Origin of the sequence: Bradyrhizobium sp. CCBAU 45389 (assembly GCF_028128625.1) — a bacterium.
GTDB classification, from domain to species: Bacteria; Pseudomonadota; Alphaproteobacteria; order Rhizobiales; family Xanthobacteraceae; genus Bradyrhizobium; species Bradyrhizobium liaoningense_B.
The window spans coordinates 16428-29288 of the sequence record NZ_LBIY01000075.1 but is presented as its reverse complement, the minus strand read 5'-3'; the positions used below and the strand labels follow the sequence as shown (position 1 = coordinate 29288).

General features: G+C 63.1%; 10 protein-coding genes and 1 pseudogene. 4 read left to right on the top strand and 7 right to left on the bottom strand.

The window, feature by feature from the left end; translation table 11 throughout:
- Positions 1-165: 165 nt before the first annotated feature.
- Positions 166-714, top strand: coding sequence for a hypothetical protein (locus tag XH79_RS09545; RefSeq protein WP_271581512.1), 549 nt, complete (start codon positions 166-168; stop codon positions 712-714).
- A gap of 265 nt (positions 715-979) precedes the next feature.
- Here XH79_RS09545 and ftsZ read toward each other — a convergent pair whose 3' ends face one another.
- The 4 genes and pseudogenes from ftsZ to XH79_RS09525 form a co-directional block, all read right to left on the bottom strand.
- Positions 980-2236: a cell division protein FtsZ gene (ftsZ, locus tag XH79_RS09540; RefSeq protein WP_271581511.1), complete on the bottom strand. Its 1257-nt coding sequence runs from the start codon at positions 2234-2236 to the stop codon at positions 980-982.
- A 55-nt stretch (positions 2237-2291) separates the two neighbouring features.
- Entirely contained in the window at positions 2292-2705 is a 414-nt protein-coding gene (locus XH79_RS09535; protein WP_271581510.1) for a hypothetical protein, read from the bottom strand.
- Between the two features lie 401 nt (positions 2706-3106).
- Positions 3107-3241 (bottom strand): annotated as a pseudogene (locus XH79_RS09530) (DUF2235 domain-containing protein); the annotation flags it as partial.
- 125 nt (positions 3242-3366) lie between these two features.
- A complete protein-coding gene (locus XH79_RS09525) occupies positions 3367-3855 on the bottom strand; it encodes an HNH endonuclease family protein (protein ID WP_271581509.1) in 489 nt (162 codons plus the stop codon).
- 93 nt (positions 3856-3948) lie between these two features.
- Between XH79_RS09525 and XH79_RS09520 the strand changes: the two genes are divergently transcribed.
- Positions 3949-4407: a very short patch repair endonuclease gene (locus XH79_RS09520; RefSeq protein ID WP_333938869.1), complete on the top strand. Its 459-nt coding sequence runs from the start codon at positions 3949-3951 to the stop codon at positions 4405-4407.
- Here XH79_RS09520 and XH79_RS09515 read toward each other — a convergent pair.
- The 3 genes from XH79_RS09515 to rpmB all read right to left on the bottom strand — a co-directional run bounded on the left by XH79_RS09515 (position 4372) and on the right by rpmB (position 7330).
- Positions 4372-5625, bottom strand: coding sequence for a DNA cytosine methyltransferase (locus XH79_RS09515; RefSeq protein ID WP_271581507.1), 1254 nt, complete (start codon positions 5623-5625; stop codon positions 4372-4374). The two genes, XH79_RS09520 and XH79_RS09515, sit on opposite strands and share 36 nt — an antisense overlap.
- 417 nt (positions 5626-6042) lie before the next feature.
- Positions 6043-6804 carry a hypothetical protein gene (locus tag XH79_RS09510; protein ID WP_271581506.1) on the bottom strand — a complete coding sequence of 254 codons (762 nt, stop codon included), beginning with the start codon at positions 6802-6804 and terminating at the stop codon, positions 6043-6045.
- Between the two features lie 217 nt (positions 6805-7021).
- The gene (rpmB, locus tag XH79_RS09505; protein ID WP_212347519.1) at positions 7022-7330 is read right to left on the bottom strand and encodes a 50S ribosomal protein L28; all 309 of its coding nucleotides are present in this window, start codon (positions 7328-7330) and stop codon (positions 7022-7024) included.
- Positions 7331-7805: 475 nt separating this feature from the next.
- On the opposite strand from rpmB, the gene XH79_RS09500 reads away from it, so the two are divergent.
- Both XH79_RS09500 and XH79_RS09495 read left to right on the top strand, forming a co-directional pair.
- Positions 7806-8669, top strand: coding sequence for a DUF3108 domain-containing protein (locus tag XH79_RS09500; protein WP_271581505.1), 864 nt, complete (start codon positions 7806-7808; stop codon positions 8667-8669).
- Between the two features lie 777 nt (positions 8670-9446).
- Positions 9447-12851, top strand: coding sequence for a helicase-related protein (locus tag XH79_RS09495; protein ID WP_271581504.1), 3405 nt, complete (start codon positions 9447-9449; stop codon positions 12849-12851).
- The last annotated feature ends 10 nt before the right edge of the window (positions 12852-12861 follow it).

Below are 12861 nucleotides of genomic sequence, written 5' to 3'. Positions count from 1 at the left end.
CGGTTGCCTAATGTTGACGATGGGGGGATCACCATGTCGGCCCATGTGACGCGACCGAGGTTGATGCCTGTTTCGGCCGATCCGGCCATCCGGTCGGTGGCGAGGCTGGCGGGTCGCGCCAGGGCCGTCCTACAGGGCAAAGCGCCTGTCCTACGGAGCAAAGCCATGTTCGGAAAGGACGACTTAGTGGACAATCTCAGCCGCGATCTCGATCGCGCGCGCGGAAGACGAGATGCGCTCGCATCCGAAGCCACGACCCTGACGGCCCAGATCGCCGAAATCGAAGCCCGTCTTTCGGAGGAAAAGAAAAGGCGGGAGCGTGAGCGCGTCTTGAGCGAGGTCGAGGCGATCAAGACGCGAATCAAGCAAGCCGCCGGCGCGTTTACGCCTGTCGTTGATGGTCTCTCGAGGGCGATCGAGCAGGCCGCGGCGGTTGTGCCCGAGGCTCGCGAGCTCAATAGTTTCCTGGTGTCGGTGGCGACAGAGATCGACAGCGTGCTCGATCCCCTGCTCCGCGAACTGGATCAGCGCGCGGATGCGGTGCGAACCGGACAGGCAGCGCTGGACCTGCCGAGTTCGGCCATGGAAGCGCCGCCCGTCGAGCTGCCAAAGGACACCAACGAGCGCCTGCTTCGTTTTCCGGCGTGGCTGTCCCGCGACAGGGAGACGGACAAGAAGGACACAGCCGAGAGCCCGCGCAGCACGGCGGCGTGAAGCATCGGCGCAGATGGCTTCTTGGTGACGGCCAGAGCAAGCGCCTCGTCCTTCGAGACGACCGCTTCCAGCGGTCTCCTCAGGATGAGGCTAAGCAGCATTGGCTCCGTTGAAATTGCCGCCGCGCACTCCGCCCCCATCCTGAGGGCCCGCCATCGGCGGGCGTCTCGAAGGATGGGCTGCGGGCGATCTATCCGCCTCGCTTCTTCATATGCGATAGCCCTCCCCGCAAGCGGGAGAGGAAGCGCACCTCCTTCGCCACCGCTCAGTTGGCGGCGCGGCGCAGGAAGGCCGGGATATCGAGAGCGGCCTCGTCGGGCGCATTGCGCGCAGGGGCGCGGCGTTGAGGATCGAGCGGTTGAAGCGCCGCCTGCGGCGCATAGTCCAGACCCGGCCTTGCCGGTGGCCCCACGGGGTGGTGCGGCTGCGGGCGCAGCGGCGGGCTTCCCGCTTGCGGAAGGGGGGCACTGCGCTCGATGCGATCGGCGATGCGGCGGCCGTCGTTGCGCAGCCTGCCGGCGAGCTGCGTGAGGGCGGTTTCCACCGGCGCCAGCTGCGCCGGATCGACATTATCGATTCCGGTCGCCACCACCGAGACGCGGACGATGCCTTCGAGGCTTTCGTCAAACGACGCACCGACGATGATGTTGGCGTCCGGGTCGGCCTCGTCGCGAATGCGGGTCGCGGCTTCGTCGACCTCGTACAGCATCAGATCCTTGCCGCCGGTGATGGAGATGATGAGGCCGCTGGCACGCTTGATCGAGGGATTCTCGATCAGCGGATTGGAGATCGCGGCCACGGCGGCGGCGAGCACGCGCTTCTCGCCGGAAGCCTCGCCCCGTCCCATCATGGCCTTGCCCTTCTCCTTCATGACGGAGAGGACGTCGGCAAAATCGAGATTGATCAGGCCTTCCTTGACGATGAGGTCGCTGATGCAGGCCACGCCGGAATAAAGCACCTGGTCGGCAAGGGCGAAGGCATCGGCGAACGTGGTCTTCTCGCTGGCCACCCGGAACAGGTTCTGGTTCGGGATGATCAGGAGGGTGTCGACCGTCTTCAGCAGCTCCTCGATGCCGGCTTCGGCAAAGCGCATGCGGCGCTGGCCCTCGAAGTAGAACGGCTTGGTGACCACGCCGATGGTGAGAATGCCGAGCTCGCGCGCGGTTCTGGCGACGATGGGTGCAGCCCCGGTGCCGGTGCCGCCGCCCATGCCGGCCGTCACGAACACCATGTGCGCGCCGGTCAGGTGATCGCGGATCGTGTCGATGACCTCTTCGGCTGCGGCGCGTCCCAGTTCGGGCTGCGAGCCGGCGCCGAGGCCTGCGGTGACCGTTGTGCCGAGCTGGATGAGGCGCGTCGCCTTCGACATCGCCAGCGCCTGCGCGTCGGTGTTGGCGACGACGAATTCGACCCCCTGCAGCCCGGCCGTGATCATGTTGTTGACGGCATTGCCGCCGGCGCCGCCGACGCCAAAGACGACGATGCGGGCCTTCATTTCATGGATATCGGTGCTGCCAGTCATTCTTCCCTCGCGATTGCTCCGGCAAGCCGGGGATTAAAGAAAGTCTCGAGTGATCTCATCGCGTTCCAGCCGCGCGGTCTGCTTGCACGATGGAAGCGGCCAGATGTCCCAATCGACGCGCGGCGTATCCCGCGATCGTCCCGCCATCGCGGCGATCGTTCCGCAGCGCCGTCACTTCGTCCTCCAGTCGTGCCGCCCACGCATTGGCGGCCGTCGTCTCGGCGGCCGCCTGCGTCAGCTCGACGGCGAGGCGATCGGCACGCTCGCGCTCGCGCTCGAACACGGCCCTGTAGGCGGTTGCGACCTCTTCGAGCCGCGCGATCTCCGCCTTGAAGGCCTCGATCTCCAGAGCGTTTTCGAGCGAAGTGGATGCCGGTTCGCGTGAAGAAAACGCGTCAGAATAAGAATCTGGAGCCCCGTTCCGACTCCGTCGGAACGGAAATGGCTCCATGGCCTCGATCTTTGCCATGGAGGCATCGACGGGGTCTGCCCGGCGGCCCTTTCGTGGGCGGGGCGTGTACCGGAGCGCGGAGAGATCAACGCTCACCACGGCTTTGCCGTCCTCCGAGCGCGAGCGCGGCAGGCGGCGACGTCTCGCCAGCGACCGCGCGGCCTCGCGCGAGATATCGAGGCGGGCACTGAGATCGGCATACGTCAACAACTCAACGCACATCGGCGCTTCTCCTGGAGCGAACCGGGAAGGCATTTCGAGCTAATGGTGGCTGGACGATTACCGCAGGCTAGGGTGCGTTGGTTAATGGATGGTTAACGCGCGCGCGATGCTGTTTACGGGTGGCGTCGCCGTGCCGGCCTTGGGAGCGGAGTGCCGACCCCGGGATCGGAGTGCACCATCTGCCGCGGCTGTGTCTAGTCGGTCTTGCGCAGGCAGCGATAGAGCTTCAGGGCGCTCGAGATGTTCTCCGAGATCTCGTTGCCGGTCCCGTCACAGCAGATGACGAGGTTTTTCGGTGAGGGGTTGCGATCGGTGTCGCGCGCGTGCTCCACGGGATGTGCCTCCGGGTGATGCTACCGGGGCGAGTATAGCGAAGATCGATTAAGTGGACGTGAGAGAATCGGTATCTTAAAGGGTGCGTGCTCTGGTTGTCTAGATTGGTGCCGTGTCGTGAAATTCATAGCTTCCAAATTCTTTCGTAAGCGACCTTTGCCATCAGTGCGGCTCGATCCTTAATCTCCTTTGCAGTCCACTGGGTAGCATTCTTGAGAACATGATCGAGAGGGATGCCAGCCTCTATGAGGATAGACTTCTTCGCTGGAAAGTCTTTATTTTTCAGCTTCTCATTTGTTTCCTTGGATACAAAAACAAGATTTCCAATATTGCCAGGATCCAATTTTTGCGGCTTTGTGCTTGAGGGATTTTCTGGAGCAATGTGCTCAATAGTCATCTTCTCATAATCGGCACTCTTATCGATTCTGAGATGATGATCTAACTTCTCGAGAATGTACCGAACGAGTTGTCGCTGCTTGCTGTCGCTCGACAGAAAACGAACATCGACGAACTGCGCGGCGAATGTATTTTGCTCCGGAATGCGCTCGTAAAGTTTCTTACGGAATGCTTGTAGATGTGCTGCGCGCTTTTGCGCGGAAGCCCCTCCAATCAACTAAAGTATGCAAGTCTATGCTCGCTTGTATCGAGATGCAGCGTTTAATGTTGTTCTGCGCAACTTTTGCGATAGTCAAAAGTATCGCAGCTAATGTTTCAAGTAGTTTCGATGGATAAGAAGGTTAAGCTTGTTAAAAAGGCGCAAGCCTCAATCTCTCCGTCTACTCGCTCGCAGATGATGCGGAGCATTCGGAAGACGGACACGACGCCTGAATTGATCGTACGAAAGTTGCTGCGGCAGCTAGGCATACGCTATCGCCTTCATGCGCGGGATCTGCCCGGAAGCCCGGACATCGTTATGCGCCAGAAGAAGAAAGCGATTCTAGTGCATGGCTGCTTTTGGCATCAGCACGAGGGATGCCGGCTTGCAAAGCGCCCCCATGCTCGTCCGGAGTATTGGCTCCCAAAGTTCGCACGTAATCAGGAGCGCGATCGCTCAGCTCTCGCTGCACTGTCTGAACTCGGCTGGAGCACTCTTGTTGTCTGGGAATGCGAGCTAGGGAAACTCGAGGAGCTACGGGGTAAGCTCAAAGAATTCCTCGGTGCCTAACCCTTCGCGCGACACCGCGCGATAGCCTCTGCCTGTTCCTGGGTGTGCCTCGTGATCTCCCCGGAGCGTGAGGTACTCCACTGGAACGGCCACGACCTCGCCAGGAGCCGGGATTGGCGCCTTCGAGGGCCTGATCGCTAGCCCGAGCGGCTTCTTGACCGATCGCCCTAGCAGTTGAGAGCTGATTTCACGAGCGAGAACCTCAGCGAGCAAAGAGGGGACCGCATTCCCGAGCTGGCGTTGAGCGTCCGCGTAAGTGCCCGCGATCTTAACGTCGTTCGGGAATGTTTGCAGGCGCGCCATTTCGCGCACGCTTAATAGCCTGTTGTCCCAGTGAAATGGACCGGTAGCGGGCCCAGGCTGAGCCTGAATCGTCCATGACGGGGAGTTCTTTGCTAGCTTCAAAAGAAACGACCAGTACCTGCGCCTCCATCCGAATAGTGGCTCTCCGCCTCCGCGTTCCGTGTGCCAGAGATAGTTCTGTCCTTCGGGAACGCTGGGCAGGAGGTTCGCCCATTTGCCCTTCATGCGCAGGGAGATGGCTTCAGATTTTGAGAGACGAACGGATCGCAATGCGTCCCAAGCAGTAAGGTGTTGCCGTTGGTCGTTCAGAAGCTCGACAGAAGAAGCGTGGGTTGCAGTTGGGAAGCGGAACGAGGAGCCATCGCGGCTTCCGATAATAAATAATCTTCGCCGAAGCTGCGGAACACCAAAATCCGCAGCATTCAGCACGGCCGTGGACATGGTGTACTTGGTCCCACTCTTCGCGTTGATCTCCTCAAGACGGTTCTGGATGTGGAGCAGCCCTTCGTCCTTACCCTTGAACCCAAGGCCTTCCACGTTCTCCATGAGAAACGCTCGTGGCTGTGTCTCCTCCAAGACTCGCAGGTAGTTCTCAAGTGTAGATGCTCGCGGGTCCTTGAGCCGTTTAGTTGAGCCGGTTGCCCAAAAGCCGGACTTTGAGAATGGCTGGCAAGGCGGCCCTCCGATCAATACGTCAGGCTCGCTACAACAGAGCTTGGCTTTGCCTAGGATCTCCTCCGTCCTGACGGAGTTGATATCCCCTTGGATGGTCGGCCACCGACGGTTTGCTCGAAGTGTCTCAACGCAGCGCTCGTCCATCTCGACAGCTACAGCTGTACGAAATCCTGCAGCCTCGAATCCGTAATCCAGTCCGCCGGCCCCGGTATACAAACTGATCGCTGTGAGCTTCTTCATGGCGCTCTCATGGTCGCTGCGGCTTGAAAGATCGGTATCGGATCAGATTGCCAATTGTTGTCGATTCGCAGGTTGCTTGAAAGCTTTCCAACACACTTTCGATGCGGCGGCAAACTTTGTGGAAGTATGTACCGAAACTCCCAATTCTCGGTCACAGCGTGCAAGCAAGCAGCCACCACATGGAAATCAGAGGGGGCATAGTAGCGCGAGCAGGGGTCCTTCTTCGAAGCACGCGTTCTCTGGAAATCTAGCCGCGGTAGGTTCTTGCTATCGGTCTCCCGCAGTACGTTCTTGCATTCAACGGTGAGTAGCGGCCCATCACTCAGCCTGACGTAAAGATCCGCGGCTCCCTCCTTGTTTATGGGCTCACAAAACGCGATCCCTGGCGTGTTCGAGAGGACTTCTTTGAGATGTCGCTCAGCCACCCAGCCACGAACAGCCATCTTCAGGCGTTGGGCATTGGCGATAACATCCAGAACCTCGTCTGGGCCTAAGCCGAGTTCCGAGCGGATGTTGTGGCACATCTGCCAAGGTAAGGTTGGTTCCGGACAACAAAGGGATTTGCGCGAATAGCTCTGGTTTCTGCGCAAGCAATTGCCGGTTCCCCGGATCGAGCCTGAGGGCCGCTCGCTCGAACCTGATCAGATCGAGGAAATGCTCTTTTGTGCCCCCGGTCATCACCTCGACCGGCTCATCTTCCCGATTGATGCGGCTCCTCTCCCATGTGGTCCAACCGTTACGCTTGATGTCCTCCGCGTTGCTGTCTTTGAATTCGATCCGGATGAAGAATTTGGTCGGGTTATGCAGCTCGGGATCGACCGCGACGAAGAAACCCTCGTCGGGTGAAATTCCCAAGAATACGGTTGTGAGGAGACCGAGCGGATCTTGGTAGATTTCATGCAGATTGTTTTCCAGCTTACTCCCGTATTTTACTTGGAAGCTCCTTTCATCGTCAGGCCGGTTCTTTGTTGGGGTTCGCGTTGCAAGAAAGGCGTAGGCGACGACGCCCATTCGCTCGCCCGTGAGCGTTTCAAATGCAATCACAAAGGGGGCGCGATCCGGTTCTGAGGCGTAGATGATCCGGCATCCTCGTGCTTCGAGCGCTTCGCGCATGAACCGCAGGAGCGGCTCCCGATCGGCTCTCTGAACGCGATAAGTACGCGGCCCTTCAAACATCATGGAAGCTTCCGCATCGGAGAGTCCCTAAAGCGCGACGCCGATTATTGAGGAGACTTTCTCCTCCCGCTAGAGGAAATGCGACCTTGCAATCGTGCGGCGGCGCCATTTCCAAAACAAAAACGGCCGGATCTTTCGATCCGGCCGTCACGCAAAACTCTTACTGGCTAAGCTTACGCCACGCGACGCGACTTAGCCCCCGCCCTAACGGTAAATTGTCTTAGCTGGCCTTCTTGACCGGCGCGGTGGTGCCGACCTTCTTCTGGATGGCGCGCTTCAGCTCGAGGGCGCGCGGCGACAGGGCGTCGGCGTTGGCCTTGAGCAGGAAGGCGTCGAGGCCGCCATTGTGGTCGACGCTCTTCACCGCGTTGGTGGAGACGCGCAGGCGCACGTTGCGCTCCAGGGCTTCCGAGATGAACGTCACGTTGACGAGGTTCGGCAGGAAGCGGCGCTTGGTCTTGATGTTGGAGTGGCTGACCTTGTGGCCGACGAGGGGGCCCTTGGCCGTCAGTTCGCAGCGGCGAGACATGTCACAAATCCTTGTTCGAGCCCCAAACGAGTTGCGGCCGCCATTCGGGGCGCCACAGGGGCAAATTCTCTGTCCTTGCAGGGAGCGGGCGGACGTATAGGGGGGAAGGGGCGGGTAGTCAAGGCGACGGCCCGTTTTCTGGCCGTCGTCCCGGGGCGGGCGGAGGCGCCCGAACCCGGGATCTTGCGCGGCAGAGCAGGTACCATCAGCGGCACGGCTGGAACAGAGGGGGCGCGGCGTACTGGATGCCCCGGTCAAGCCGGGGCATGACAGCGGAGGTAGCGGGGAGAGGTGCGCCCCAGCGTCACACCCCGATCACTAAAACGGCAATGATTGAAACGCCTTACCATCACATAAAGGGCGCATTCGCGACCGAGATATCCGGTGGAGTTCCCGGTGTTTTGCACCCGGACCGATTGCTTGCCGCGATTTTTGGCTTAACTAACAAGGCCTGACGGCCCCATTGGATGGCTTCGTGAAGACCCTGACCCCTTACCTGCCCCGGCTGCGTGCAGCCGGCCGGCTGGCCTTCGCGGCCCTTTGCGGGCTCGTCCTGGCGTGGGGGGCGAGACCTGCGGCCGCGCAGGGCAAGCTCGAGGCGCAATATGAGGCGACGCTGTCAGGCATTCCCGTCGGCAAGGGCGCCTGGAACATCGACATCCAGGACGACGTGTTCGCGGCCGCGGCCTCGGGCGGCACCACGGGGCTGTTGAAGTCGTTCACGGGCGGGTCCGGCACGGGCGCCAGCCAGGGCCGCGTCGTCAACGGCGCGCTGGTTGCGACCGGCTACCAGGCCTCCACCACCACCCAGAAGAAGACCGAAGAGATCCACATCACCCTCGACAAGGGCAATGTGAAGGAGTTCGGCATCGTGCCGGAGCCGCCGGTCGATCCGGACCGTATCGTCGTCACCGATGCGCATCGCCGCGGCGTCTGGGACCCGATGACGGCCTCGCTGCTGCGCGTGCCCGGCACCGGCGACCCTGTGACGCCGGAGGCCTGCCACAACGCAGCGCCCGTGTTCGACGGCCGCATGCGCTACGACTTGAAACTCGATTTCAAGCGCATGGAGACGGTGAAGGCGGAGAAGGGGTATCGTGGCCCGGTCGTGGTCTGCGCGCTCTATTTCGTGCCCGTCGCCGGCTACATCCCCGATCGCCCCGTGATCAAATACCTCGCCGCCCAGCGCAACATCGAGATCGCGTTCGCCCCGGTGGCCGGCACGCGCATCCTGGTTCCATTCTGGCTGAAAGTGCCGACGCCGCTGGGGCCGGCAATGCTGGAAGCGACGAGCTTCGTCACGTCGCCCCAGCCGCCGCGCGTGGCGAAGACGCAGTGATCTTACCCTCCCCTGGAGGGGGAGGGTCGATCGCGCAAAGCGCGAGCGGGGTGGGGTGATCTCTCCCCTCGAACGGTCCCCGTGTGGAGGGATCACCCCACCCCGCGCCGCATTTCGCTGCGCTCAACGTGCGCCGACCCTCCCCCTCCAGGGGAGGGTAAGAAAGCGAGCTGCTTCAATGCCTTACGGGCTTCCAGCCCACCGACCGCCACTCACCCGTCTCTACTGTGCATGGGGTTGTTTTCGCAGTTTTTGTTTTGTCGCCCTGATCCGGGAATCCATTTGACTCCTCCCCGATTCTGATTCGACTCCGCGCCGTCCCCAATTTTAAGGAACCCGCCATCGAAACGTCGCTTGTGCGGCAGGACAAAACTCCATCTAGTGCGCGCTTAAGACGAGTCCCGCGACATGTTGCGTGAACGGAACAGGACTCTGGCGGGAGTCAGCGATTCGGCCGCGATTCGTTCTAGAGTCGTTCCGAAGCTTAAAGAGAACGGAAAAAGCGTCGCAAAGTGAAACAGTTGCGCGAGGTTTGGGGAGCGGCTCCTACACGCTCCGCTGTCATGCCCCGGCTTGACCGGGGCATCCAGTACGCCGCGGCTTCTCGGTTCCGTCACGACCGCCTCGGCGTACTGGATCGCCCGGTCAAGCCGGGCGATGACAGCAGTGGGGGCGGCCGCCGCTCCGCGTTCGGAGACATGGTCGGCACCCCGGTCGCCTCACCGCCCCAAACAGCACTGACATTCGCCCAAATCGGCACTACCTAATCCCCCAGACATGGCCTTCTCTCCCTCCCCCTTCGCCTCCGAGCGCGCACCCGGCGCGGGCGTCACTGCGGTGCTCGGGCCGACCAACACCGGCAAGACCCATCTCGCCATCGAGCGGATGCTGGCGCATCCTTCGGGCGTGATCGGCCTGCCGCTGCGGCTGCTCGCGCGCGAGGTCTACAACAAGATCGCCGATCGCGCGGGCGTGGAGAGCGTCGCGCTGGTGACGGGCGAAGAGAAGATCAAGCCGAAGAACCCGCGCTACTGGGTCTCCACGGTCGAGGCGATGCCGCGCGACCTCGATGTCTCCTTCCTGGCCGTCGACGAGGTCCAGATCGCCTCCGACCTCGAGCGCGGCCACGTCTTCACCGACCGCATCCTCAACCGCCGCGGCCGCGACGAGACGCTGCTGCTGGGCGCTGCGACCATGCGCCCGATCATCGAGCGCCTGCTGCCCGGCGTGTCCATGATCACGCGGCCGCGCCTGTCCACCCTCGAATTCGCCGGCGATCGCAAGATCACGCGCCAGCCGCGCCGCACCGCCATCGTCGCGTTCTCGGCCGACGAGGTCTATGCCATCGCCGAGCTGATCCGCCGCCAGCATGGCGGTGCCGCCGTTGTGCTCGGCTCGCTGTCGCCGCGCACGCGCAATGCGCAAGTGGCGATGTTCCAGAACGGCGACGTCGATTATCTCGTTGCCACCGATGCCGTCGGCATGGGCCTCAATCTCGACGTCGACCACGTCGCGTTTGCCTCCGACCGTAAGTTCGACGGCTACCAGTTCCGCCGCCTGACGCCGTCCGAATTCGCGCAGATCGCCGGCCGCGCCGGCCGTGCCACGCGCAACGGCACCTTCGGCACCACGGGCCGCTGCGCGCCGTTCGAGCCCGAGCTCGTCAATGCGCTCCAGAACCACACCTTCGACGCCGTGAAGATGCTGCAATGGCGCAACGCGAAGCTGGATTTCTCCTCGCTCGGCGCACTCCAGGTGTCGCTGAACCTGGCTCCCGGGCATGAGGCGCTGACGCGCGCGCCGATCGCCGAGGACATGCGCGTGCTGGATCATGCCGCCCGCGACGTCGAGGTGCGCGATATCGCGCATGGCAAGGCCGCGGTGGAGCGGCTCTGGGAGGCCTGCCAGGTCCCCGATTACCGGAAACTGTCGCCGGCCGCCCATGCTGAGCTGGTGACCACGCTGTACGGCTTCCTGATGCAGAAGGGCTGCATCCCCGATTCCTGGTTCGCGGCCCAGGTCGACCAGGCCGACCGCATCGACGGCGATATCGACACGCTGTCGGCCCGGATCGCGCAGATCCGCACCTGGACCTTCGTCGCCAACCGCCCGGACTGGCTGAAAGACCCCGAACGCTGGCAGGGGATCACGCGGGAGGTCGAAAATAAATTATCGGATGCGCTCCATGAACGCTTGACTGAGCGTTTCGTTGATCGTCGGACCAGTGTATTGATGCGCCGCCTGCGGGAGAACACGAGCTTGAATACTGAAATCGGCAAGACCGGCGAAGTCATCGTCGAAGGCCATGTCATCGGCCGCCTCGACGGCTTCACCTTTGCACCGGATGCGGCGGAGGCCGGCTCCGATGCGAAAGCCTTGCAGGCTGCAGCGCAAGCGGTGCTCGCCGGCGAGATCAACACGCGCGCCGAAAAACTGGGCAATGCGCCGGACGACCAGTTCGTGCTGACCTCGGAAGGCATCATCCGCTGGACCGGCGACGCCGTGGCGCGGCTGTCCGCCGCAGAGGACGCGCTGCATCCGCGCATCCGCATCATCTCCGACGAGCGCCTCACCGGCGGCCCCCGCGAGAAGGTGCAGGCGCGGCTCGAGCTCTGGGTCAAGACGCATATCGAAAAGCTGCTCGGGCCGATGTTCGAGCTGTCGAAGGCCGAGGATGTCACCGGCATTGCCCGCGGCATCGCCTATCAGCTGGTCGAGGCGCTCGGCGTGCTCGAGCGTCCGAAGATCGCGAACGAGCTGAAGGATCTCGACCAGCCTTCGCGTGCGACGCTGCGCAAATACGGCGTCCGCTTCGGCGCCTATCACATCTATTTCCCCGGCCTGCTCAAGCCTGCTGCGCGTGCGCTCGCCGCGCTGCTGTGGGCGCTGAAGCAGGACAATGTCGATCTGTCCGCACTTTCGGGTGCGCAGCATCTGGCATCATCCGGCCGCACCTCGTTCCCGGTCGACAAGGCTCTGCCGCGCGATGCCTATCGCGTGCTCGGCTACAAGCAGGCCGGCGAGCGCGCCGTGCGCGTCGACATCCTGGAGCGTCTTGCCGATCTGATCCGCCCGGCGCTGGCCTGGCGCGAGAACTCGTCCGGCGAAAAGCCCGCCGGCGCCTTCGACGGCCGCAGCTTCGTGGTGACGCAGGCGATGACCTCGCTCACGGGCTCCGCCGGCGAAGACTTTGCCTCCGTGCTGCGCGCGCTCGGCTATCGCATGGAGAAGCGCCCGCCGCTGCCGGTGAAGCCCGCAGCGCCTGCTGCCGAGACGGTCGCGACCGAGACGCCGCCCGCCGAGGGCAGTGCGGAGACGTCAACCGAGACCGCCGCGGAGGCCGTTGCAGGCTTGCCGGAAGAGGCGGCTGTGTCCGCCGAAGCCGTCACCGTCGAAGACGCGCCCGGCATGGAGCAGCATGACGAGCCCGCTCCTGAGGAGCCGGCGCTCGAAGCTTCTCCCGAAGTGCCCGTGACGCCGGAAGATGCCCCGGGCATCGCGCCGCCGGCCGAAGAGGCCGCTGCACCAACGGAAGCTGCTGGCCTGGAAGCCGCACCTGCCGAGACGGCCGCGACCGAAGCCGCTGCATCGCCCGATGCTGCCGCACCTGTCGAGGCAGCAGCGACGCCCGCCGAGCCCGAGCTGGTCGAGGTCTGGCGTCCCGGCGGCCGCCACGAGGATCGCAAGCCGCGCCACGAGCGCCATCGCCACCAGCGTCACCACAACAACCAGCGTCCACAGGCCGGTGCTGAGGCGGGCGCTGCGCCCGCCGTGGGCGAGGCCGCGCAGTCGGCCGACGGCGAGAAGCGTGGTGAGCGTCATCGTCACGGCGGTGGCCATCGCCGCGATGGTGGCAAAGACTTCCGTAAGCCGCGTGAAGGCGGCGAGGGCGGTGAGCGCCGCGACGACCGCAATCGCAGCTTCCAAGGCAAGGACCGCGACAAGGATCGTGATCGCAACCGCGACAACAAGAAGTTCGGCGGAGATCGCGATAAGGGCCGCGATAATCGTGGCCGCGACCGCGACAAGGGCCGCGATCGTCGCGACCGCGAGTCGGGTCCCTCGCTGCGTCCCTACGCCTCGAGCGCGAACCCGCGCGAGCGCGATCGTCCCATCGATCCCAACTCGCCCTTCGCCAAGCTTGCCGCGCTGAAGGAGCAGCTGTCCGGCCGGAAGGAGTGATCCCACGACC